Source organism: Thioclava sp. DLFJ4-1, from assembly GCF_002020145.1.
Classification (GTDB): domain Bacteria; phylum Pseudomonadota; class Alphaproteobacteria; order Rhodobacterales; family Rhodobacteraceae; genus Thioclava; species Thioclava sediminum.
Window position 1 is genome coordinate 665,022 of the sequence record NZ_MPZT01000002.1, and the last position, 22,117, is coordinate 687,138.

Sequence of the window (22,117 nt, forward strand, 5' to 3'; positions counted from 1 at the left end):
CTCAGCGCCCCTCGGTAAAAGTTTTCGCGGCTGCGGTCGTCTGCTCGATCCACGGCTGTTCCTTGGCGATCGCCGCTTCCAGGCCGTCGCTCTCCAGCATCAGCCAATGTTCGAGGATCACGCTCATGTCGGCGGGGCAATGCGCCAGCTGGTCGAGGGTCCACGCGATCGGCGCGCGGCCCGTGCCCAAGGGCACGCCATGAATGCGGAAGCCGACGCCATAGGGGTCGGGCGTGATCTCGTAATCCTTCAGGTGCAGGTTGATCGTCCACGGCGCCAAGAGGCTGATCGTCTCTTCGGGCCACTCGTTTGCACAGATCGAATTAGCCACGTCGAGACAGACCCCGAGGTGATCGTCGCCGACCGCTTCCAGCAGCTCGACCATACGCGGGCTGGGATAGTTGAAGTGGTTCTCGATCGCGATTTTCATGCCTGCGGCACGCGCACGATCGACCCGCGGGCGCAACTGCTCGGCCAGCTCGGCCACCGGCATGTGGCTGTCTTCGGCATCGAGCGCGACACGCATGATCTTCGAATGAAGGCGCTGGCCGATCTCGATATAGCGGTCGACTTCATCGGCATCGAAACATTGCGTTCCCAGCTCGAGTTGAAGGCCCTTTTGTTGGGCGATCTCATAGAGCTTGTGATGATCGTCCGCAGTGTAACGATCCAGCGGCATGTTGTCCGCATATTGCACGACCTCAAGTCCGAGCGCTTCCGCACGATCCAGAAGGTCGAATGCCGTCAGTGGCTTAGAGGGGATCTGATCCTTGATCCCGATGGACCAGCGATAGGCGTAACTGCCCAAACCCAGTTTCATGATGTCCTCCCGTAGTCATGCTCTGCACACGACCTCCTCAGTGTGGCGCGCAGAGCTTCCCCAACAGGAGTAGCGGGGAAATCACCGCTCGGACATCAAAACCAGCCGGGAAGTTGTGAAGAAATACTAACAACGAGTTTAAGTTTCCTTTCTTTTTTTGGAGCGCTCCTCGCGGCAGTGTTCTGGGCAGGATGCGGCTGATGGAGGATCGCCGCAGGGGAGGAACCATGCCAGAACTTACCGCAAATCCGCGGTCGAACGTCTCGTTGGCGCGCCGCGCCTGGGGCATCCGTCGCAAAGCGCTCCAGATGGGCGAAGTCCAGGGACAGGGCTATGTCGGCCAGGCGCTTGGTGTGGCGGACGTTCTGGCAACCTCTTATTTCCACGCATTGAATCTGCGCGCCGACGATCCCGAATGGGAAGGTCGCGACCGCTTCCTGCTGTCGATCGGCCACTATGCGATCGCGCTTTATGCCGCGTTGATCGAGGCGGGCATCCTGCCCGAGGACGAGATCGGCACCTATGGGATGGACGACTCGCGGATGCCGATGTCGGGCATGGCCTCTTACACGCCGGGGATGGAGATTACCGGCGGCAGCCTCGGGCATGGGCTGGGCATCGCGGTCGGCATGGCGCTCGGGCTGAAGGCGAAGTGCGGCGATCAGTTCGTCTACAACCTGATGTCCGACGGCGAACTGGGCGAAGGCTCGACCTGGGAGGCCGTGATGTCGGCCACCCAGCACCGTCTGAGCAACCTGATCTGCATCGTCGATTTCAACAATCAGCAGGCCGATGGCCCGACCCGTGACGCGCTCGCCGTCGGGGCCGAGGCACCGAAATGGGAGGCCTTTGGCTGGCACGCGCAAGAGGTCGACGGCAATGACCTCGATGCGCTGGTCGCGGCCTTTGACGCTGCCCGCACCTGCCCCGAGCAAAAGCCCCGCGTGATCATCTGCAATACCAAGATGTGCAAGGGCGTGCCCTTTCTCGAAGAGCGCGAGATCACCCATTTCGTCCGCGTCGAGCCCGATGAGTGGACGCGCGCACTGGATATTCTAGACGCAGAGGTGCCCGCATGACCGCCGCAGCCCGCGCCCGCAAATACGAACCCCGCCGCGTGCCCGAGACGAAGGTCGCGACAAGCGCGATGATCGCTTCGCTGGCGGCGGAAGGCTATGACACCGTCGCCGCCCCCTTCGGGCATGCGCTGGTCGAGGCCGCGAAGGATGACGCCCGCATCGTTGGCCTGACTGCGGATCTCGCGAAATATACCGATCTGCATGTCTTCGCGCAGGCCTATCCCGACCGTTTCTACCAGATGGGCATGGCCGAGCAGCTTCTGATGTCGGCAGCGGCAGGGATGGCGCATGAGGGCTTCATTCCTTTCGCGACGACCTACTCGGTCTTCGCCTCGCGTCGGGCCTATGACTTCATCTGCATGGCGATCGCGGAGGAGAACCTGCCGGTCAAGATCGTCTGCGGCTTGCCGGGCCTGACCACGGGCTACGGCCCGAGCCATCAGGCGACCGAGGATCTCGCGATCTTCCGCGGGCTGCCGAACCTGACCATTCTCGATCCCTGTGACGCGACCGATGTCGCGCAGATGGTGCCTGCGATGATCGCCCATGATGGGCCGGTCTATGCCCGGCTTCTGCGGGGCAAGGTGCCGGAGGTGATCACCCGCTACCGGCCCGACTACCAGTTCGAGCTGGGCCGCGCGCAGATGATCCGCGAGGGGCGCGACGTTCTGGTGGTCTCCTCGGGGATCATGACCATGCGCGCGCTCGACGCGGCGGAGTTGCTGGCCAAGGACGGGATCGACGTCGCGGTTCTGCACTGTCCGACGATCAAGCCACTCGATACCGAGACGATCGTCGCGGAGGCAGGCAAGGGCCGACTTCTCGTCACCGCCGAGAACCACTCCGAAGTCGGCGGGCTGGGCGAAGCGGTTGCCCGCTCGCTCCTGCGCGCAGGGGTGACGCCGTCTTTCCGCCAGATCGCGCTGCCCGATGAATTTCTCGAAGCGGGCGCGCTGCCCACGCTTCATGACCTCTATGGCCTGAGCACCGCGAAGGTCGCCCAACAGATCCGCGGCTGGCTTTGAGCGCCGCGCCAACGACACGAAGAAAGGAACACAATGGGACTTCTGGACGGTAAATTTGCCATCGTGACCGGGGCGGCCAGCCCTCGCGGTCTCGGCAAGGCGACGGCGACGCTTTTCGCGCAGCATGGCGCGACCGTGGCGATCCTCGACCTCGACGCGGATCAGGCCGCTGCCGCTGCCGCCGATCTGCCCGGCGAGGGGCATGTCGGGCTTGCCTGCAACGTCGTCGACAAGGCTGCCTGTCAGGCCGCCGCGGACGAGTTGATCGCGAAATGGGGCGCGGTGGATATCCTCGTGAACAACGCGGGCATCACCCAGCCGCTCAAGCTCATGGACATCATGCCGGAGAATTACGACGCGGTGACCGATGTGAGCCTGCGTGGCACGCTCTACATGACGCAGGCGCTGACGCCGCATTTCCGCGAGCGCAAGAGCGGTTCGATCGTGAACCTGTCCTCGGTTTCCGCGCAGCGCGGCGGTGGCATCTTCGGTGGCCCGCACTATTCGGCCGCGAAGGCGGGCGTGCTGGGGCTGACCAAGGCCTCGGCGCGCGAGCTTGCCCCCGACGGCGTGCGCGTGAACGCGCTGTGCCCGGGCTTCATCGCCACCGACATCACCGCGGGCAAGCTGACCGAAGAGATGCGCACGCAAGTCCTCGCCGGAATTCCGATGGGACGCGCGGGCACGGCCGAGGATGTTGCTGGCTGCGCGCTGTTCCTTGCCTCTGACCTTTCGGCCTACTGCACCGGCACCGAAGTCGACGTGAATGGCGGCTCGCTCATTCACTAGGCCGACCGAATAACGCCTGTTCGCGGTTGTGCCTGACCGCAAGGCAACTAATCTCCGGCCCGCAGTGAGGTGGGCCGGATGAAGCCGGAGCCAATCCGGCGGGACGGTGAGGAGACCGTCCGAACCAATCGGGAGAGAGACCAATGAAATCTATGTTGACCATCGCACTTCTCGGCGCGACGGCCCTTGCAGGGGCCTCTACGGCGCAGGCTGACGAAGTGATCTTCGCGCATGGCGCGAACCCTGGAAACCCGCGCTACATCGCGGCGGAAAAATGGGCTGAAATCTTCACCCAATGCACCGACGGCAAGGATACGGTGAACGTCGCGGCCTCGGCCACGATGGGCGACGACTCTGAGATGCTGACCTCGACCGCGGCGGGCGTGATTCAGGTCACGGCCAACAGCCAGGGTCCGATGGCGCAGATCGTGCCGCAGATCGGCCTGCTGGGCCTGCCCTTCCTGTTCAAGGATCTGCCGACGGCATGGAAAGTGCTCGACGGGCCGGTGGGCGACTCGCTCGACGCGGACGCACAGAAAGCCGGGCTCAAGATCCTTGGCTTCTGGGATAACGGCATTCGCAACATCACCACGGTCAACAAGTTCGTCAAAGAGCCTGCCGACCTCAAAGGCCTGAAGATCCGCACCCCGCCGGATCAGATGACGATCGACATCTTCGACGCGCTCGGCGCATCGCCCGCGCCGCTGGCGTGGTCCGAACTGCCCTCGGCGCTGCAATCGGGCGTGTTCGACGGTCAGGAAAACCCGCTGACCAACATCAACTCGGCCAAGCTGCAGGAGATCACGCCCTACATCACGATGACCGGGCACAAGTATGAAAGCACCCCGGTCGTAGCCAGCCTGTCGTGGTGGGAAGGCCTTGATAAGGCGACGCAGGATTGCGCGCTCAAGGCGACCTCGGAAGCGGGCGCGATGGAGCGCGACATGTCGCTCAAGGCAGACAAGGAGCTGATGCCGAAGATGGAGGCAGACGGCGCCAAGTTCGCTGAGGCGGACCGCGCGGCCTATATCGAGGCAACCAAGTCGGTCTATGACAAATACGCCAAGGACTACCCCGATACGGTCGCCGAACTCAAAAAGGCTGCGGGGCTGGAATGATCGACTCTGACCGCAGCGACGCCGCGGGATCAGGCGAAGGGAGGGGGCGTATGCGCCCCTTCCTGCGCCTCGCGCAAGGCGTGATCGACCTGCTGGAATGGTCGGGAAAGCTGATCGCTGCGGGCACGCTTTCGGTGCTGTTCGTGGCGCTCCTGACAAACGTGATCCTGCGCTACGGGGCCGGCAAGGGCATCCCGTGGGCCTATGAAATCCATGCAATCCTGCTGCCGTGGCTGGTCGCGGGCGGCATCGTCATCGCCACCGCGCGCTCGCGCAACATCGCGATCACTTTGTTGCCGGAGTTGGCCGGAGCCCGGGTTCGGCGCGCCTTCATGCTGTTTGTCGAAGCCGCGATCATCGTGATCTCGATCTCGGTCCTCTGGTCAAGCCAGCCGATCCTGCGCGCCTCGACCTTCCAGACGCTGTCGACCCTCGGGGTCAAGGCGATCTGGGGCTATTCCAGCATGGTCTATTCATTCGGAGCGATGGCCATCATCGCCGCGCTCGACATCGTGTTGCTGCTGGGGGGCAAGTCCGTGATGGATGACGATCCCGCCCATGCAAGCTTGAGCTGAGGAGACCCGCAATGGCCGGTGTCATGATCTTCGTCTTCTTCGTGCTGCTCGCGCTTGCCGTACCGGTGGCACATGCGATGCTGGGCGGCGTCGCCGCCGCGCTGTGGCTCGACCACAAGCCGCTGGCGGTGATCGTGCAGCGTCTCTACACGCCCACCCAAAGCTTTCCGATGCTGGCGGTGCCGTTCTTCATCCTCGCGGGCAACCTGATGATGGCGGGGCGGTTCGGCACCTATCTGGTGAATATCGCCCGCCTCGTCGTGGGGAACTTCAAGGGCGGCCTGGGACAGGTCTCGATCCTTGGATCGGTGATGTTCGGCGGTGTCTCGGGCTCGGCTGTGGCCGATGCGACGGCGATGGGTAACGCGCTGATCCCGGTGCAGAAAGCCGAAGGCTATCCGGGCGGTTTCTCGGGGGCGATCAACTCTGCCTCGTCGACCGTCTCGGTCCTGATCCCGCCGTCTATCCCGCTCATTCTGTACGGGCTGGTCTCGGGAACCTCGATCATCAACCTCTTCGTCGCGGGCATCATGCCCGGGGTGATGCTGGGTGTCGGCATGTTCATTGCCGTCGCGATCGTGGCGCGCCGCCGCAATCTGCCGCGCTCGCCGCTGGAAGGAGGCTTCGCCGCCTTCCGCAGCCAGATCTTCAGCGCGATCCCGGCCCTGCTGATGCCCGTCTTCGTGATCGGCACCCTCCGCTTCGGCGTGGCGACCCCCACCGAGGTCAGCGTCATGGCGGTCGCCTATGCCCTTCTGGTCAGCGGTGTCATCTATCGTGACCTCAATCCCAAATCCCTGTGGGAGGCGGTGGTCGACACGGCGATGATGACCGGCGCGGTCATGTTCATCATCATGGCGTCCTCCACGATCCAGTGGCTCCTGACCGCCGAGCGCGTACCGCAAGAGCTCGCCGCATGGGTGGCTGCGACCATTCAGGAGCGCTGGCTGGTGATCCTCGCGCTGAACGTGGTGATGTTGATCGTGGGCGCGTTCCTCGATCTGCCCGCAGCGGTGCTGCTGCTTGGCCCGCTCTTCGTGACGATCGGGCATACGATCGGTCTCGATCCGGTGCAGCTTGGCCTGATGATGGTCGTGAACCTGTCGATCGGTCTCTATACGCCACCGGTGGGAACCACGCTGTTCATCTCAGCCGCGATCGCACGGGTTGGCGTGATGGAGGTGGTGCGCGCGCTGGCGCCCTTCTACCTCGTGGCGATCCTCGTGCTGGCGCTGATCTCCTACGTGCCGGCGCTGACCATCTACTGACCCGCATCCGGCATCCACATCCAGCGCGCGCGCCTTGGCAACAAGGCGCGCGCGTCTCATTCGGGCAGGTATTCCTCACCCGGTAGCTGTCGCCCGCGCTGCTCCCGGATGCGACAGCCAAAGCCAGTGATCAGCGCCGAGGCGCGCGCATCATGGGCGGCGCCCTCCTCTCGCATCCAGTCCGAGAAGATTCGCACGATCCGGCGGCTGGTATGGCGCGCCGGAGAGACGAGCCAGTAGGCAGGGAAACGGATCGCTTCAAACGCGGTCGACAGCGGGACAAGCGCGCCGCGCTCCAGCTCGTTCAGGGCGAGCGTCGTGCTTTCCAGAACGACCCCTGCCCCGTCGGTCGCCAGCTGAATCGCCATCGAAGAGCGGTCGAACCGCATCGGATAGATCATCCGCTCTCCCATGATGCCATGCCGCGCCAGCCAGAAATCCCACCGGTAATGCGTCTTCACCGAGTCGATCAGCCGCGCCTGTCGCAACTGTCCTATCGGATCGTCGGACAGCGCGCGCAACTCTTCCAGATAGCCGGGCGAGCACATCGGCAGCACGAGGTCATGGACCACCGGTTCTTGATGCAGGCCGGTCCAGCCGCCTTCGCCGTAGCGCAGGTCCAGATCGACGACCTCCGTCTCGAAGTCGGAGAAGTCGGGCGCGGCGTCGATCCGCATGTCCCAGTTCGGCGCAAGCTCGAGAAACGACTTGAGCCGCGGAGAGAGCCAGCGCACCGCGAAAGAGGGCGACACCCGCAGGATGAAATGGCGCGTCTCGCGCTGTCGCTGGATCGCGGAGCGCACGTCGCGCATCATCCGGAATGCCTGCGTCGTCGTCTGGAACAGCCGCTCGCCATCCAGTGTCAGTGACAGTCGCCGTTTCTCACGTTTGAACAGACGCACACCCATTTGCTGCTCGAACTGCCGGATCTGCTGGCTGACGGCGGAAGGCGACACGCCCAGCTCCTCGGCCGCCTTCGATATGCCGCCGAGCCGAGCGACGGCCTCGAAGTGGTTCATCGCGTTGAGGTTGATGTCTTTGAGCATGTCCTGCGCCTTGGAAATACCACCGTGCCGGATACGATCGCGCGCAAATCGCGTGGCGGAAGCCGTCACGGATGCTGCCCGGCATCGCGGCAAGTCTTTCCATGAACTTTAATGGCAGATGCAAACCCTGTGAAGCGCTGCTTCAATTCACTGCGCTTTCTCGATGGCGCAATCGGCCAGCCGTCGTGACAATGGGCGGAAACAGAGACGCCCTACCCGCTTTTCGCGACTTTGAGCGCGGCCCCCGTGGCTTCGATCTGCGCCCGAGCTGCCTCAGACGGCTCTGCATCGGTGATGACCGCCGCGAATTCCGAGAAGTCAGCCAGGACGTGCAGCGCAGTCCGGTCGAAACGCAGATGGTTGATCAGCAGCACGGATTGCGCCGCGGCGTCCATCATGCCCCGCTTCGCGCGCGTGATGTCGTCGTCCATGTGATAGGCGCGCCCGTCCCCCGCCGCCGGCGTCGAGATGAAGGCCAGATCGGCGCGCAGCGTCGCGAGCGCGCCTTCCGTGACCCGCCCGATCCAAGCGTTGTATTTCGCCGAATAGCGCCCGCCCAGCGCGATGACGGTCATCCCCGGCTCGGCTTTCAGCGCCTCCATCACCGCGTCGTTGTTGGTGATCACCGTCAGCGGACGCTTCTCCGGCAACAGGCTGCCCAACACGGACGCGGTCGAGCCATCGTTGACCATAACGGTCATTCCCGGCTCCACCCATTCGAGCGCGGCGCGGGCCATTCGTTCCTTGAGGTCATGACCCTGCAACTGACGGAACCGGAAATCGCTCTCGAATTGCGAGCCGGGCTCGATCGTGGCGCCGCCCCGGATCTTCCGCAGCAGCCCTTCCGTTTCGAGATCGTCGAGATCGCGGTGGATCGTCATCTTCGAGACACCGAACCGTTCGGCCAACTCGTCGAGTTGCACCGCCCCGTCGCGTACCAGTGCGTCGAGGATGCTCTGCCTCCGGTCGTCTCGTTTCATCAGGGTCGTCCTTTGCGTGCCGTCAGCTCAGTAGCGCGCGTGCGGTCCGCTCGTCGGTGATCAGCCCGGCCACCCTGCCAGACCGCAGAACCGCCCGGATCGCCTCGACCTTGTCCGGCCCGCCCGCGATGGCGACGATATCCTCTTCGCGCTCGGGATCGTAGCCCACTGCGAGCGTTCGGGCGGAAAGCGTGGTTTCTACAACATTTCCGGAGGCGTCGAAGAAATCGCCAAGCATCTCGCCCTGCGCGCCCGCCGCTGCAATCGCCTCGATCTCTCCCGGTTCGATCATCCCCGAGGAAACCAGCTGCGCATCCGCCGTGGCAGTGCCGATACCGACGATCTTGAGCGTCGCGGATTGCGCCATGCGGAAGACCTCGTCGACGCCGCGCTGCGATAGCAGCACCTCGCGGTCCTCGACCGTATTGGCGAAGAACGGCACCGGCATGACATAGGCGCGCGCGCCGGTCTTCTCCGCGATGCGATGCATCACGTCATGCGGGTTGGCCGCGAAATTGCGGGTCAGCCCGCCCAGCAGCGAGACGAAATGCAGCCCCTTGGCATCGGTACGCGGCAGTTGCCGGGTCACTTCGGCCAAGGTACGGCCATGTCCCAACCCGATGATCGAATGCTCTCCCGCTTCGAACTGACGCTTGAGATAGGCCGCGCCCGCCAGTGCCAATGCGCGCAGCGGCAAGCCCTCTTCGCCGATATCCGGCGCGACTTCGCAAAGCTTGAGGTCGTAGGTCTCGAACAGCCGCGTCTCCAGCTCGACGCATTCGACGATATCGCCCTCGATCGACACTTTCACCCTACCGTCGGCCACCGCCTTGGCGATCAGCCGGTGGGCCTTGACCGACGGCAGCCCCAGCCGCTTGGCGACCTTGGCCTGCGTGAGCCCGCCCACGTAGTGCATCCACGCTGCGCGGATGGCGAGTGTTTCATCGGTGTCGTTCATGCTGTCCTTCGGCTCGGGCCGCGCAAGATCGTTGCGCGGCGTTATTGATAAGGCGCAGGCGAGACCTAGGGAAGCCCCGCCGCGTTGCCCGGACCTCAGACCTTGAGGTCAGAGGCTCCGGTGTCGATATGCGGCGCCCAGAACGCCACGCTCTCGGCGATCTGCGGGATCACCTCGCGGTCGTTGGGCTCGCGCTCCTTGAAGGACAGCTCGAGGCAGATTTCATTGTCCGCCGCGCCACCCTCGGCAAAGGCCTTGAGCAGCGGCTCGGGCTGGATGCGGCCGCGCGCGTTGAACTCCGCCGTGAAGGGCCGATGCCCGCCCTTGTCCATCAGGCTTTGCTTGATGTGGATGATCGGAGAAACCTTCGGCACGGCCCGCGCCCAGGCGTAAGGGTCGAAGTCGTCCGGGTTCTCGGAGGTCACGTCGCCATGGTCGATATCGGCCATCATCCACATCGGGATCGCCATATTCGCCGCGGTCAGCCGGTCCTGCAGCGCCATGCATTCGGAGATGGTTTCGCCGAATTCGCGCGCCACGCTCATCGGCTCCCAGAAGACATAGTCCAGCCCGGCGGCTTTGCCGTGCTCGGCCACTTCGGCCCAGCAGTCGATGGCGATCCGGATCATCTCTTCGCGCTTGGCCGGGTCGTCCTGCTCGCGATAGGTCAGAATGGCGAACTGCGTGCCCACAGACGTGCCGCCGAGATCCGCGGTGATGTCCGCGAAGGTCTTGAACCAGTCGACATAATAGCGCCGCACGTCTCGGTCGGGATGGCCGAAATGATTCAGCCGCCCGTAAGGCCCCGTCATCCCTGAGGTCACTCGCACCCCGGTGCGCGACAGCGCCGCCGCCATCTGCCGCGTCAGACGTCGGATCACCGGCGCGGGCCAGGACGGGTTGATGAACTCATGCGTCAGCTGCAGGTCGCGGATCCGCAAATCGCGGGCGACGCAATCGATCAGGTCGTCCGGATCGGCAAAGCGGTTCACCAGCGGATTCGTGTTCAAAGACAGCGTCAGTCCCATCAGGCGGCCACCGCATGCGCCGTGTCGAACCATTCGGTGAAGGCCGCGATCTCGGCCTCGGACATGGTCAGCCGGTGCTTGGTGCGCCGCCAGAGGATATCCTCCGCCGTGGCCGCCCATTCGTTCTCGACCAGCCACGTCACCTCGGCCTCATAAAGATGCCCGCCGAAATGACGCCCGAGCCCCTTGGGGTCATTGGCCGTGCCCACGATCCGGTGCGTGAGGGTCCCGTAGCGGCGCCCGTAATATTCGCGCAAGTCCCGGGACATCCACGGATATTCGGCCTTCAGCGTCTCGCGGAACGCATCGTAATCCGCCCCCGGCATGTCGCCGCCCGGCAGCGCCGCCTCTTCGGTCCAGTCGCCGCCCATCTTCGGGAAGACATGGCGAATCTCGTGCATGCCCCGTTCGGCCAGCTCGCGGAAAGTGGTGATCTTGCCGCCGAAGATGTTCAGGAGCGGCGCGCCCCCGGTCTCGTCGAGATCGAAGACATAATCGCGGGTCACCGCAGAGGGGTTGCCCTTGCCGTCGTCGAAGAGCGGTCGCACGCCTGAGAAGGTCTCGAGGATATCCTCGCGCCGCAGCTTCTCCTTGAAGTAGCGGTTCACGCAGTCGAGCAGATAGGTGATCTCGCCGTCGTCGATCGAGACATCCTCGGCCCGGCCTTCATAGGCGATATCGGTCGTCCCGATCAGCGCCTTGTCGCCCTCATAGGCGTTGATGAAGATCACCCGCTTGTCGGTGTTCTGCACGAGGTAGCTATGCGGCCCCTCCCAGAATTTCGGCACGATGATATGGCTGCCTTTGACCAGCCGGACATTGCGCGTCGAATTGGCCCCGGCGACCCGGGTCAGCACGTCGGTCACCCAGGGCCCGGCGGCATTCACCAGACATTTGGCGAGGAATTCGCGCTTTTCTCCGGTCAGGGTGTTCTGCGTCACCACCCGCCATTTTCCGTCCTCGCGCCGCGCGCTGATCGCGGGCGAGCGGGTCATGACGATGGCCCCGCGCTGCGCCGCGTCGAGCGCGTTGAGCGTCACCAGACGGGCATCGTCGACCCAGCAATCGGAATATTCGAAACCGCGCGTATATTTGTCGAGGAGCGGCGCGCCCTCGGGATCGCGAAGCAGGTCGAGCGTGCGCGTCCCCGGGAGCTTCTTGCGCCCGCCGAGATGGTCGTAGAGGAACAGCCCCAGCCGCACGAGCCAAGCCGGGCGATCCTGCGGCGAATGCGGCAGCACGAAGCGCAGCGGCCAGATGATATGCGGCGCGGCATTCATCAGCACTTCGCGTTCGATCAGCGCCTCGCGCACCAGCCGGAACTCGTAATATTCGAGATAGCGCAGCCCGCCATGCACCAGCTTGCCCGAGCGCGACGACGTGCCCTCGGCAAGGTCGTCCTTTTCGCACAGCGCCACCTTGAGGCCACGGCCCGCCGCGTCGCGCGCGATGCCCGCGCCGTTGATGCCGCCTCCGATAACGAAAAGATCCAGTTCCTGCGTGCTCATGTCACGATCCTCCTTGCGCAGTGCGCGGCGCATCGATTTCGGGGGTGGTCCGCCGGTCGCGATGCTCTGCGAGCCGGTCCCAGACCGGTTCGAGCGCCTCGCGGGCCTCGGCATAGGCGGGGTAAAGGTCTGCATAGGTGGTCTGAAGCGCCGGGTCGGGGGCCTCGGCCTCGCCCAGAAGCGGCGTGACCCATTCGGCAACGCAGCTTTCCATGTCCGGATAGGCGCCGATCGCGACGGCGGCCATCATGGCGCAGCCAGCAGCGCCGGCCTCCTCGCGCGCCGACACCCGCACGGGGGCGCCGACGGACGCGGCAAGGATTCCACGCAACGCGCCGGAGCGCGCGGCACCGCCGGTCAGTCGCAACTCGCGCGGCAACTCTCCCATCGCGCCGTAGCAATCGCGCGCGGCCATGCCGAGGCTTTCGACCACGGCGCGGATCATGTCCGGGAACCGGTGGCCTGCGGAGAGGCCGATAAACCCGGCGCGGGCATTCGCGTTGACCATCGGCCCGCGCTCGCCCGCCTCGGAGACATAGGGTTGATAGAGCAGCGCGCCCGGTTCGGACCGGGCCAGCCAGCCATCGATCCGCGCCACCAGATCGGCGTAGTCATGCGGATGGCCGGTCTCGCTCATAAGATCGGCCGCGACGCGCAGCGCCCAGTCGATGTTCAGCGTGGCGGCCATATTGGTCTGCACCTGCGTGACCATGCCCTCTGAGGGAAGGCAGATCACATAGCCCGAGCGCCCGTTGAGCGTGACGTCCTCGTCGCGCACCGCGCGCATATGCACCCCGGTCGAGCCGATGGTGGAGCACGCCGCCCCCGGCGTGCCGGTATGCACGCCCGCACCGAGCGCGGTCATCACCATATCCACGTAGCCAAGGCTGACCGGCGTGCCAGCCAGCAGGCCCGTCGCCTCGGCGGCCGCGTTGCTCAGCGGATGGGTATCGCGGCTACCATCGAGGATCGGCGGCAAAAGATGGCTGCGGCCGCGCAGCTCCAGCGCCTCGATCACGAGGTCGGAATAACTACGGGTGCGGAAATCACCGAAGGTGAAGCTCGCCTCGGAGGGATCGGTCGCGCGGACGCCCGTGAGGTTCAGATAGAGCCAGTCCTTACAATGCAGCGCCACCTCGGCGCGATCCAGAAGCTCGGGGCAATGGCGATCCATATGCGCCATCTGCGCACCCTGCTGACAGGTATTGAGCGCGGTGCCAGTGGCGCGGAAGCGGGCCGCGTCCCGGCCATGCCCGGCCAGCCTGCGGGTGGTTTCCGCCGCGCGCGCATCGAGCCAGAGCCAGGCATCACCGACCGGGCGATCGCCCTGCCCTACGAGCCACGTACCGTCGCCCTGCGCGGTCACGGCAAGCGCAGCGGTCCGGCGGGCGAGCCCTTCGACACGCTCGCCAAGGCTGCGCAGCGCGCTTGCGCAGTCGGCCCATGTCCGGTCCATGTTCTGAGTTGCGGCCCCGTTCGGGCCACTGTCGTAGCGGTTCGGCACAGCCGCCGCCGCGATCTGCCGCCCTGACAGATCGAAGGCCACGGCCTTGATGACGGAGGTTCCCGCATCGATGCCGATAATAATGTCGCGATCAGCCATGCTGCACCGTTTCGGGACGCAGATGGCGAGCCACGCAAGGCGCTTGAGCCATGCGACCTCCTCCCTTGATTTGCGACCGCGGCCCCTCCAGCCAATGCGGTCTTCTCGGGAACAAATCTGCCCTCGAGACGCATCAAGCATACCCAAGCCCGACCACATGTCGAGTGTATTTTTTTTCTTTCTTTGTAATTTTTTTCAGGTATGGTGATCAGCACGAACCGAACGCCACTGCCCGCCAAACGGAGGAAAAGGCTGGCAAATTCAGTGGATTCGGCAAGTGGCAGGCGGAATGGGCATCGGCACGATTCGTCTTGCGAAACGGGAGGATGGCGGCCTGCACCTTGGATAGGCCGCGCGAGATCTCAGCCGCGACACGCACCCTGACGCCGCCGCCCGCGCGGTGCGCGACAGGTGCTGATCTCAAGCGCGCCGGGATCGAGCGAGCCGGTGTCGTTTGGCGCCCGGGTCAACATCTCCCGACATAGGATCAACAGGCCCCGCCGGGGCCCGAGGGGAGGAGCGACAGGCCATGAATGCCACCGATATTTCCATGAAACCGCGTATCGGCCGGCGGGGCGTCATTGTCGGCGCCGTGGCGCTGTGCACCCTCGTCGCGATCGGGCTCGACACCACCGTCGTCACCATCGGCTCCGAACAGGACACCCGCGTCGACGGGTTCTCCCCCGATGCCTATGGCGCCAAGGAATTCCCCCGCATCCGCGACGATGTGAGCAAGCGCGCCGTCGACGCCAAGACGCTCGCCGCCGCACTGGCCGAGGACAAATCCGCAGCCGCCAAGAAATACGGCACCGGCGGCGCGATGCCTGTGCTGCCCGTGCGCGTGACCGGCACCGTCGGCGAAGGCAAATCGGGCATTTACGATATCAATGTCGATGGGCTCGACAATGTGCGCATCCGCGTCCAGACCGGCCCCGCGATCAACGGCACCGACCTGCGCGACGCCCCCGGCGACATCTCCTTCGGCGCCTTCAAGAACCAGATCGAATACCAGGATGCGGGCGCGGGCATTAACCGCGCGATGAAGGCCGAGGTGCTCGACGGGATCGACACCTCCAACCTGACCGGCAAGACGGTGACCGTCACCGGCGCCTTCAAGCTGATCAATCCGAAGATGTGGCTGATCACGCCGGTCGAGGTGAAAGTCCAATGACCGTGCAGCAAAGCATCCGCCCCGAGGCGCCGCGAGGGACCGGCGAGGTCGTCATGTCGGCCCGCCACGTCGCCAAGCATTACGGTGCGGTGAAAGCGCTCAAGGGCGTGAATTTCGACATCCATCGCGGTCAGGTGACGACGCTGTTCGGCGAGAACGGCGCGGGAAAATCGACGCTGATGAAGATCCTTGCCGGCATCGTGACGCCAACCTCGGGGCAGATTCTGCTCGACGGCGAACCGGTGACCTTCAACGGCGCGAATGACGCGCTGGCGCAGGGCATCTCGATCATCCACCAGGAACTCGCGCTCGCGCCGAACCTGAACGTGCGCGACAACATCTTCATGGGGCGCGAAATCCGCACCCGCCGCGGCGTCGATTTCGCCGAGGAAGAGCGGGTCACCCGCGCGCTGATGGAAGAGCTGGAAGAAGAGATCGACCCCCTCACCCCGGTGGAGGAATTGCGTCTCGGGCAGCAGCAGATCGTCGAGATCGCGCGCGCCCTTCAGGCCAAAAGCCGCATCCTGATCATGGACGAGCCGACCTCGGCGCTGTCGGCCTCGGAAGTGGAAGTGCTGTTCAAGGTGATCAACGACCTCACCGCGAAGGGCGTCAGCATCGTCTATATCTCGCACCACCTCGAAGAGGCGCTGGAAGTGACCGATCACGCGGTGGTGCTGCGCGATGGCGAAATGACCGCCTACGCGCCACGCAACGAGATCGACCTCGAATGGATCGTGCGCAACATGGTCGGCGAAGGGTTCGACCTCGGCACGCCTCCCGACAGCAAGATGGGTGAACCCTCGCTGATCGTCGAAGACCTCTGCGTCCCCGACCCATCGGGTCACGGGCTGGTGGTCGATCACATGAGCCTGAGCGTGCGCGCAGGCGAGATCGTCTGCATCTACGGTCTGATGGGCGCCGGGCGCACCGAAATGATGGAATGCGCCGCCGGGCGTTTGCGCGCGAAAAGCGGGGCGGTGAAACTGCACGGGCGCGACATCTCGCATATGTCGATCGCCGAACGCATTGAGGCCGGGCTGGTGCTCGTCCCCGAGGACCGTCAACGCGACGGGCTGGTGCAGACCATGACCGTCGGTCAGAACCTGTCGCTGTCCTCGATCGGCGCCTTCACGCGCGGCCTGTTCACCAGCCGCAAGGACGAGCGCAAGGTGATCGACGACTCGATCCGCGAAGTGACCGTCAAGACTGATGGCGGCGGCGCGATGATCGGTTCGCTCTCGGGCGGCAACCAGCAAAAGGTGGTCATCGGCAAGATGCTCGCCACCCGGCCCGAGGTGATCCTGCTCGACGAGCCGTCGCGCGGCATCGACATCGGCGCGAAGGCCGAGGTCTTCAAGCTGCTCGCGCGCACCGCGCAGGAGCGTGGGCTGGCCGTACTCTATTCGACCTCGGAAGTCGGCGAATGCCTGAGCATCGCCCACCGTATCATCGTGATGAACAGGGGCCGGATCGCGGCCGAGTTCGATCACACCGCAACCAAAGAACAGATCATGGCCGCCTCTGGCGAAGCCGTGCACCACTAAGGGAGGCCAACATGGCGGACGTTACGAATTCCAAGCCCGGATCGGGCGGCATGGGCCTGAACATCGGCAAGATCCTTCTGGAGGGCCGCGCATTCTTCGCCCTCGTCGCGATCATCGCCGTCTTCTCGATCCTGTCGCCGGTATATTTTAGCATCGGCAACTTCCTGATCATGTCGTCGCATGTCGCGATCTTCGGGCTGCTGGCAATCGGTATGCTGCTGGTGATCCTGAACGGCGGCATCGACCTGTCCGTGGGCTCGACACTGGGTCTGGCCGGGGTCGTCGCGGGCTACCTCATGCAAGGCGTCGAGATACCGGCCGCCGGTGTCGTGCTTTACCCGCCAGTCTGGGCCGTGGTGGTGCTGACGATTTGTCTGGGCGCCTTCGTGGGGCTGATCAATGGCGTGCTGATCGCGTTCTTCAACGTGCCCGCCTTCGTGGCGACGCTGGGGATGCTCTATGTGGCGCGCGGTGTCGCACTGCTTATGACCAACGGTCTGACCTACAACAACCTTGGCGGCGCGGAAGCTCTGGGCAATACCGGCTTCGACTGGCTCGGGTTCAACCGCATCGCGGGGGTGCCGATCGGGGTGATCGTGCTGGCGCTGGTCGCGCTGACGGTAGGCCTCGTGCTGGCGCGCACCGCCTTCGGCCGCTGGCTCTACGCCTCGGGCGGCAACGAGCGCGCAGCGGAACTCTCCGGCGTGCCGACCCGCAGCGTGAAAATCTCGGTCTACGTGCTCTCGGGCATCTGTGCCGCCATCGCGGGCCTCGTGCTGTCGTCGCAGCTGACCTCGGCAGGCCCCACCGCAGGCACCACCTACGAACTGACCGCCATCGCGGCCGTCGTCATCGGCGGGGCCGCCCTGACCGGCGGGCGCGGCAACGTGCGCGGCACGATGCTGGGCGCCTTCGTCATCGGCTTCCTGAGCGACGGGCTCGTCATCATCGGCGTCTCTGCCTACTGGCAGACCGTCTTCACCGGCGCCGTGATCGTGCTCGCCGTGCTGCTCAACAGCCTGCAATACGGCCGCGCGCGGCGCTGAGACTTCGAGGACGCGGGACAGGGAGGTTCCGCGCCCGAATACCCGCCGGACCTATCCGGCATCTACAACAACCCAACGGGAGGAAACCCAACATGAAATTCACCAGGCGCACCATTCTCGCGACCGTCGCAATGATGCCGTTGATGGCACAGGCCGCGATGGCTGACGGTCTGATCTCGATCATCGTCAACGATCCCTCGAACCCCTACTGGTACACCGAGGGCGAGGTCGCCAAGGCGACCGCCGAAGAGCTTGGCTATGACGCCAACGTCTCCGCTCACAAGGGTGACACCAACACCGAGAGCAACCTCGTCGACACCGCGATCACCAACAAGGCCAAGGCGATCATCCTCGACCCGGCGAACGCGGACGGTTCGGTCGGCGCCGTGAAGAAAGCGGTCGAAGCCGGTATCCCGGTCTTCATCGTCAACGCCGAGATCAACCAGTCGGGTCTCGCCAAGGCACAGCTGGTGTCGAACAACGCGCAAGGTGCGGCGCTCGGCGCGATGAAATGGGTCGAGGCGATGGGCGAGAAAGGCTCCTATGTCGAGCTGTTCGGCGCCCCGTCGGATAACAACGCGCAGACCCGCTCGAACGGTTTCGAGACGGTGCTGAGCCAGTATCCCGACCTCGACAAGAAGGCGCAGGAAGTCGCCAACTGGGACCGCACGCAGGGCTATTCCAAAATGCAGTCGATGCTGCAGGCCAACCCGGACATCACCGGCGTGATCTCGGGCAACGACGAAATGGCCCTCGGTGCGATCGCCGCGCTCAAGGAGGCAGGCAAGCTCGACGGCATGGTCGTCGGCGGCTTCGACGGCTCGCCCGATGCGGTCGACGCGGTCAAGGCAGGCGAGATGACCTACACCGTGCTGCAGCCGGTCGCGATCTTCGCCGAGCAAGCCGTGCGTCAGGCCGATCACTTCATCCAGACCGGCGAGCTGGAAGTCTCGGAAGAGAAGCAACTCTTCGACTGCATGCTGATCGACTCGAGCAATGTCGACGCCTACACCGGCCCGTTCACCCTGGATCAATCCTCCTGATCCGGCGCAACGGGACACTGGGAAAGGGGGCCGCGCGGCCCCCTTTTTCGTTTTGACAGGCGCGTGGGGATTTCGGGGGCGTCACGTAGAACGCGACCTCGCAACGAAGAAAGGGCGCCCGCGCGGGCGCCCTTTTTCTGTGTTCTGCAGACGGGACACGCTTAGCGCGCGGCCATCGCCTCCAGCGGCAGCGGCGTGATGCGCGAGGCGTGACCGGCGGTGCCAAACGCTTCGAACCGGGCCTTGCAGAGCTGCTGCATCAGCGCCTTGCCTTCAGTCAGATATTTCCGCGGATCGAATTCACCGGGGGTCTCGGACAGGACTTTGCGCACGCCTGCCGTCATCGCCATGCGGTTGTCGGTGTCGATATTCACCTTGCGCACGCCCGAGCGGATGCCGCGCTGGATCTCCTCGACCGGCACGCCCCAGGTCGGGCGCATATCGCCGCCATAGCTGTTGATCATCTGCCGCAGATCCTCGGGGACGGAGGACGAGCCATGCATGACCAGATGCGTATTGGGCAGGCGACGGTTGATCTCTTCGATGACATTCATCGCGAGGATATCGCCATCGGGCTGGCGGGTGAACTTGTAGGCGCCGTGGCTGGTGCCCATCGCCACAGCCAACGCATCGACGCCGGTTTCACGCACGAAGCGTTCGGCTTCTTCGGGGTCGGTCAGCAGCTGCTCTTCCGAGAGCTTCTCGGTCGCACCGTGGCCGTCTTCCTGATCGCCCATGCCGGTCTCGAGCGAGCCGAGCACGCCCAGTTCGCCTTCAACCGAGACACCGCAGGCATGCGCCATCTCGACCACGCGCGCGGTGATATCGCGGTTATAGGCGTAATCGGCGGGTGTCTTGCCATCGGCCAGCAGCGAGCCGTCCATCATCACCGAGGTGAAGCCATGCTGGATCGCGGTGGCGCAGGTAGCCAGATCGCTACCGTGATCGAGATGCATGCAGACCGGCACTTCGGGGAAGGTCTCGACCAGCCCATCGATCAGCCGCGCCAGCAGGCGGTCCCCCGCATAGGCCCGCGCGCCCCGCGAGGCGGCAAGGATCACCGGCGCATCGGCCTCGCGCGCGGCGGTCATGATCGCGAGACCCATCTCCATGTTCGAGATATTGAACGCGGGCACGGCATAGCCGTTCTCCGCCGCGTGATCGAGCAACTGGCGCAAGGTGATGCGGGCCATAGGTCAGGTCTCCTCCGAAAGATATGTCTTGATGATGTCGACCTCTTCCGATGCGCCGAACACGAGCGGCACGTTCTGGTGCGGCGCCTCCGGCACGAGATCGAGGATACGCTTGGTGCCATCGGTGGCGCGCCCGCCCGCCGCTTCGATCAGGCAGGCGATCGGCACCGCCTCATAGGCCAGCCGCAGCCGCCCTTCGCGATAGCCTTCGCGCCGGTCCGCCGGATAAAGGAACGCGCCACCTTTCAGCAGGATACGGTGCAGTTCACCAACCGCCGCCGCCAGCCAGCGCATGTTGAAATCACGCCCGCGCGGACCATCCGCACCGGCGCGCAACTCGGCGGCCCAGCGTTGCAGCCCCGGGCTCCAATGGCGCTCGTTCGAGGCGTTATAAGCGATGGTCGACGCTTTGGCCGACAGCCGGACATCCTGCGCCGTCATGCGGAAATCGCTGCCATCATAGGTCGCGATCTGCACCCCCTGCCCGACCGTGAACCCGAAATCCAGCGAATGCCCGAAGGAGGCGTAGCCTGCTGCGATCGCCTCCGAGCCCGGACGCCGGAAATCGGCGGGGCCGGTCGGATAGATCGCAAACAGCATCCCGAGCGGCGCGCCGATACCGATGGAGCCCGACCCGTCGATCGGATCAATCGCGAGATCGAATTGGCCCTCCGGGTCGAGCAGCTCGACCTCTTCGGCCTCTTCCGACAGCATGTGCCGCACGCCCAGCCCCACGAGCGCCGCAAGGATGTGGTCATGCGCGCCGACATCGAGCGCCTTCTGCACATCGCCGCTCTCGTTCTGACCGCAGGGCGCGGCCGGATCGCCGGGCAACCGACCCGCCGCGAGCCGTTGCTCGATCGGGGGCAAGGCATCCGCCAGCGCGGCGATAATCTCTCCAAGCCCGCCCGCAGGCAGGCAGTCACGCAGGTACGCCGCCTGCGAGGGACGGTCGTTCGGCAAGGTCAGCATGTGGGAATTCCGTCAGTGAGTTGGGACCGGGCGGCGAACCGCCCGACCCTCGGGAGTTCGCTCAGGCCGTCGTGTGATACTTGGCGTCGACCGCGTCAATGGCCTGAACGTTGCCCGCCGATTTCCCCTCGGGGTCGAAGGACGAGGACAGGAAGGCATCGGCGATGTCTTTCGCGAGCTCCGCGCCCACGACCCGCGCGCCCATCGTGATGATATGCGCGTTGTTCGAGGTCGCCGCTTTGCCCGCCGAATAGGTGTCGTGGGTTTGCGCGGCGCGGATGCCCGGCACCTTGTTGGCCGAGAGGCAGACCCCGATCCCGGTGCCACAGCACAGGATCGCACGGTCGTAGGTTCCGTCCTTGACGCCCGATGCGACGCGATCCGCGAGATTGGCGTAGAAATCGTCCGGCCCGGCCTCGGTGCGCGAAGCTTCGGTCACCTCGTAATCCGGGTTCTGGCTAAGATATTCGGCCAGGATCTTGGCGAGCGGTTCGCCGGCGCTGTCGCCGGCCACTGCGATTTTCATGACAGTTCCTCCGTTTTGACTTGTGCGTCCAGCGCGGCGTTGCAGCGCGCGAGAATGTCGAGATATCCGGCCACGTTCCAAGCGGAGCGACCGATGAACAGCCCGTCGATATGCGGGCAGGCGATCAGCTCTGCGCAGTTGTCGGGATTGACCGAGCCGCCGTAGAGGCAGGGCACGCGGCGGCCCGTTACCTCTTGTGCGACCGCGATGATCTCGGCCTGGCGCGCATCGGCGTAATCGGCCGTGGCGGGGATACCGTTTTCGCCGATCGCCCAGACCGGCTCGTAGGCGAGCCAGATCTCGGCCTGTTTCTGTTCGTCCGACAGCTTCGAGAGCGCGCCGCGCACCTGCGTGGCCAGCACTTCCGCGGCCCGCTCCTCTTCGCGATCCTCGAGCGTCTCGCCGATACAGATGAGCGGGATCAACCCATGGCGCACCGCAGCCTCCGTCTTGAGGCCGACCGTCTCGTCAGTCTCGCCGAAATGAGCGCGGCGTTCGGAATGGCCGAGCTCCACAATGTCGAGACCGCAATCGACCAGCATCGGCGCGGACACTTCACCCGTCCAGGCGCCGGCATCGGCCCAATGCATGTTCTGCGCACCGACCAGCGCGGGCGTGTCAGCCAGCGCGGCCTTGACCTGCCGGGTCGCGGTGAAGGGCGGAATGACGAAGCTCTGGATACGCGGCGACAAGGTCGCAGCCGCGAGGCCATCCGCCCAGGCCAGCGCCTCGGACAGGGTTTTGTTCATCTTCCAGCTGGTGCCGATCCAAACCTCGGGCATGTCGAACGCTCCTCCGTCGTGTTGAGGTTAAATAACATGC

General features: G+C 64.8%; 21 protein-coding genes. 10 read left to right on the top strand and 11 right to left on the bottom strand.

Annotated features, from left to right (window positions below; all coding sequences use genetic code 11):
• Window position 1 precedes the first annotated feature (1 nt).
• Window positions 2-820 carry a TIM barrel protein gene (locus tag BMI85_RS08365; protein WP_078521205.1) on the bottom strand — a complete coding sequence of 273 codons (819 nt, stop codon included), beginning with the start codon at window positions 818-820 and terminating at the stop codon, window positions 2-4.
• A gap of 227 nt (window positions 821-1,047) precedes the next feature.
• On the opposite strand from BMI85_RS08365, the gene BMI85_RS08370 reads away from it, so the two are divergent.
• From BMI85_RS08370 to BMI85_RS08395, 6 genes are all read left to right on the top strand, one after another.
• Entirely contained in the window at window positions 1,048-1,899 is an 852-nt protein-coding gene (locus tag BMI85_RS08370) for a transketolase (protein WP_078600699.1), read from the top strand.
• A complete protein-coding gene (locus BMI85_RS08375; protein ID WP_078600701.1) occupies window positions 1,896-2,924 on the top strand; it encodes a transketolase family protein in 1,029 nt (342 codons plus the stop codon). The genes BMI85_RS08370 and BMI85_RS08375 overlap by 4 nt, the downstream gene beginning before the upstream one ends.
• Before the next feature lie 33 nt (window positions 2,925-2,957).
• Window positions 2,958-3,713, top strand: a complete 756-nt coding sequence (locus BMI85_RS08380; RefSeq protein WP_078600703.1) for a glucose 1-dehydrogenase — start codon at window positions 2,958-2,960, stop codon at window positions 3,711-3,713.
• Window positions 3,714-3,856: 143 nt separating this feature from the next.
• Window positions 3,857-4,831: a TRAP transporter substrate-binding protein gene (locus BMI85_RS08385; protein WP_078571293.1), complete on the top strand. Its 975-nt coding sequence runs from the start codon at window positions 3,857-3,859 to the stop codon at window positions 4,829-4,831.
• Between the two features lie 50 nt (window positions 4,832-4,881).
• A complete protein-coding gene (locus tag BMI85_RS08390) occupies window positions 4,882-5,406 on the top strand; it encodes a TRAP transporter small permease subunit (protein ID WP_232621666.1) in 525 nt (174 codons plus the stop codon).
• Window positions 5,407-5,417: 11 nt separating this feature from the next.
• The gene (locus BMI85_RS08395; RefSeq protein ID WP_078600705.1) at window positions 5,418-6,674 is read left to right on the top strand and encodes a TRAP transporter large permease; all 1,257 of its coding nucleotides are present in this window, start codon (window positions 5,418-5,420) and stop codon (window positions 6,672-6,674) included.
• A gap of 56 nt (window positions 6,675-6,730) precedes the next feature.
• Here the strand turns inward: BMI85_RS08395 and BMI85_RS08400 are convergent, their stop codons facing one another.
• The 6 genes from BMI85_RS08400 to BMI85_RS08425 all read right to left on the bottom strand — a co-directional run bounded on the left by BMI85_RS08400 (window position 6,731) and on the right by BMI85_RS08425 (window position 13,797).
• Complete coding sequence (locus BMI85_RS08400) at window positions 6,731-7,789, bottom strand: LysR family transcriptional regulator (protein ID WP_246832519.1); 1,059 nt, start codon at window positions 7,787-7,789, stop codon at window positions 6,731-6,733.
• A 143-nt stretch (window positions 7,790-7,932) separates the two neighbouring features.
• The gene (locus BMI85_RS08405; protein WP_078600707.1) at window positions 7,933-8,700 is read right to left on the bottom strand and encodes a DeoR/GlpR family DNA-binding transcription regulator; all 768 of its coding nucleotides are present in this window, start codon (window positions 8,698-8,700) and stop codon (window positions 7,933-7,935) included.
• A gap of 22 nt (window positions 8,701-8,722) precedes the next feature.
• Window positions 8,723-9,658, bottom strand: coding sequence for a sugar-binding transcriptional regulator (locus BMI85_RS08410; protein WP_078521221.1), 936 nt, complete (start codon window positions 9,656-9,658; stop codon window positions 8,723-8,725).
• A 95-nt stretch (window positions 9,659-9,753) separates the two neighbouring features.
• A complete protein-coding gene (locus BMI85_RS08415; protein ID WP_078600709.1) occupies window positions 9,754-10,686 on the bottom strand; it encodes a TIM barrel protein in 933 nt (310 codons plus the stop codon).
• Window positions 10,686-12,194 carry a glycerol-3-phosphate dehydrogenase gene (locus BMI85_RS08420; RefSeq protein ID WP_078600711.1) on the bottom strand — a complete coding sequence of 503 codons (1,509 nt, stop codon included), beginning with the start codon at window positions 12,192-12,194 and terminating at the stop codon, window positions 10,686-10,688. Before BMI85_RS08420 ends, BMI85_RS08415 begins: the two co-directional genes overlap by 1 nt.
• Before the next feature lies 1 nt (window position 12,195).
• Window positions 12,196-13,797, bottom strand: a complete 1,602-nt coding sequence (locus BMI85_RS08425; RefSeq protein WP_078600713.1) for an FGGY-family carbohydrate kinase — start codon at window positions 13,795-13,797, stop codon at window positions 12,196-12,198.
• Between the two features lie 529 nt (window positions 13,798-14,326).
• Between BMI85_RS08425 and BMI85_RS08430 the strand changes: the two genes are divergently transcribed.
• The 4 genes from BMI85_RS08430 (at window position 14,327) to BMI85_RS08445 (ending at window position 18,604) form a co-directional block, all read left to right on the top strand.
• On the top strand, window positions 14,327-14,968 hold the full coding sequence (locus BMI85_RS08430) for a DUF2291 domain-containing protein (protein WP_078549250.1): 642 nt from the start codon (window positions 14,327-14,329) through the stop codon (window positions 14,966-14,968).
• Window positions 14,965-16,515, top strand: a complete 1,551-nt coding sequence (locus tag BMI85_RS08435; RefSeq protein WP_078571283.1) for a sugar ABC transporter ATP-binding protein — start codon at window positions 14,965-14,967, stop codon at window positions 16,513-16,515. The genes BMI85_RS08430 and BMI85_RS08435 overlap by 4 nt, the downstream gene beginning before the upstream one ends.
• An 11-nt stretch (window positions 16,516-16,526) precedes the next feature.
• Window positions 16,527-17,561: an ABC transporter permease gene (locus BMI85_RS08440; protein WP_078521234.1), complete on the top strand. Its 1,035-nt coding sequence runs from the start codon at window positions 16,527-16,529 to the stop codon at window positions 17,559-17,561.
• A gap of 92 nt (window positions 17,562-17,653) precedes the next feature.
• A complete protein-coding gene (locus tag BMI85_RS08445) occupies window positions 17,654-18,604 on the top strand; it encodes a D-ribose ABC transporter substrate-binding protein (protein ID WP_078571281.1) in 951 nt (316 codons plus the stop codon).
• Between the two features lie 161 nt (window positions 18,605-18,765).
• Here BMI85_RS08445 and fba read toward each other — a convergent pair whose 3' ends face one another.
• From fba to BMI85_RS08465, 4 genes are all read right to left on the bottom strand, one after another.
• The gene (gene fba, locus BMI85_RS08450; protein ID WP_078521238.1) at window positions 18,766-19,797 is read right to left on the bottom strand and encodes a class II fructose-bisphosphate aldolase; all 1,032 of its coding nucleotides are present in this window, start codon (window positions 19,795-19,797) and stop codon (window positions 18,766-18,768) included.
• 3 nt (window positions 19,798-19,800) lie between these two features.
• Window positions 19,801-20,769, bottom strand: coding sequence for a class 1 fructose-bisphosphatase (locus BMI85_RS08455; RefSeq protein ID WP_078600715.1), 969 nt, complete (start codon window positions 20,767-20,769; stop codon window positions 19,801-19,803).
• Between the two features lie 61 nt (window positions 20,770-20,830).
• The gene (locus tag BMI85_RS08460) at window positions 20,831-21,295 is read right to left on the bottom strand and encodes an RpiB/LacA/LacB family sugar-phosphate isomerase (RefSeq protein WP_075777653.1); all 465 of its coding nucleotides are present in this window, start codon (window positions 21,293-21,295) and stop codon (window positions 20,831-20,833) included.
• The gene (locus BMI85_RS08465; protein ID WP_078600717.1) at window positions 21,292-22,077 is read right to left on the bottom strand and encodes a triose-phosphate isomerase; all 786 of its coding nucleotides are present in this window, start codon (window positions 22,075-22,077) and stop codon (window positions 21,292-21,294) included. The genes BMI85_RS08460 and BMI85_RS08465 overlap by 4 nt, the downstream gene beginning before the upstream one ends.
• Between the last annotated feature and the right edge of the window lie 40 nt (window positions 22,078-22,117).

Coding starts and splice junctions, on each gene's coding strand:
- BMI85_RS08365 (WP_078521205.1), bottom strand. CDS start 820: ATGAAACTGGGTTTGGGCAGTTACGCCTATCGCTGGTCCATCGGGATC.
- BMI85_RS08370 (WP_078600699.1), top strand. CDS start 1,048: ATGCCAGAACTTACCGCAAATCCGCGGTCGAACGTCTCGTTGGCGCGC.
- BMI85_RS08375 (WP_078600701.1), top strand. CDS start 1,896: ATGACCGCCGCAGCCCGCGCCCGCAAATACGAACCCCGCCGCGTGCCC.
- BMI85_RS08380 (WP_078600703.1), top strand. CDS start 2,958: ATGGGACTTCTGGACGGTAAATTTGCCATCGTGACCGGGGCGGCCAGC.
- BMI85_RS08385 (WP_078571293.1), top strand. CDS start 3,857: ATGAAATCTATGTTGACCATCGCACTTCTCGGCGCGACGGCCCTTGCA.
- BMI85_RS08390 (WP_232621666.1), top strand. CDS start 4,882: ATGCGCCCCTTCCTGCGCCTCGCGCAAGGCGTGATCGACCTGCTGGAA.
- BMI85_RS08395 (WP_078600705.1), top strand. CDS start 5,418: ATGGCCGGTGTCATGATCTTCGTCTTCTTCGTGCTGCTCGCGCTTGCC.
- BMI85_RS08405 (WP_078600707.1), bottom strand. CDS start 8,700: ATGAAACGAGACGACCGGAGGCAGAGCATCCTCGACGCACTGGTACGC.
- BMI85_RS08410 (WP_078521221.1), bottom strand. CDS start 9,658: ATGAACGACACCGATGAAACACTCGCCATCCGCGCAGCGTGGATGCAC.
- BMI85_RS08415 (WP_078600709.1), bottom strand. CDS start 10,686: ATGGGACTGACGCTGTCTTTGAACACGAATCCGCTGGTGAACCGCTTT.
- BMI85_RS08420 (WP_078600711.1), bottom strand. CDS start 12,194: ATGAGCACGCAGGAACTGGATCTTTTCGTTATCGGAGGCGGCATCAAC.
- BMI85_RS08425 (WP_078600713.1), bottom strand. CDS start 13,797: ATGGCTGATCGCGACATTATTATCGGCATCGATGCGGGAACCTCCGTC.
- BMI85_RS08430 (WP_078549250.1), top strand. CDS start 14,327: ATGAATGCCACCGATATTTCCATGAAACCGCGTATCGGCCGGCGGGGC.
- BMI85_RS08435 (WP_078571283.1), top strand. CDS start 14,965: ATGACCGTGCAGCAAAGCATCCGCCCCGAGGCGCCGCGAGGGACCGGC.
- BMI85_RS08440 (WP_078521234.1), top strand. CDS start 16,527: ATGGCGGACGTTACGAATTCCAAGCCCGGATCGGGCGGCATGGGCCTG.
- BMI85_RS08445 (WP_078571281.1), top strand. CDS start 17,654: ATGAAATTCACCAGGCGCACCATTCTCGCGACCGTCGCAATGATGCCG.
- fba (WP_078521238.1), bottom strand. CDS start 19,797: ATGGCCCGCATCACCTTGCGCCAGTTGCTCGATCACGCGGCGGAGAAC.
- BMI85_RS08455 (WP_078600715.1), bottom strand. CDS start 20,769: ATGCTGACCTTGCCGAACGACCGTCCCTCGCAGGCGGCGTACCTGCGT.
- BMI85_RS08460 (WP_075777653.1), bottom strand. CDS start 21,295: ATGAAAATCGCAGTGGCCGGCGACAGCGCCGGCGAACCGCTCGCCAAG.
- BMI85_RS08465 (WP_078600717.1), bottom strand. CDS start 22,077: ATGCCCGAGGTTTGGATCGGCACCAGCTGGAAGATGAACAAAACCCTG.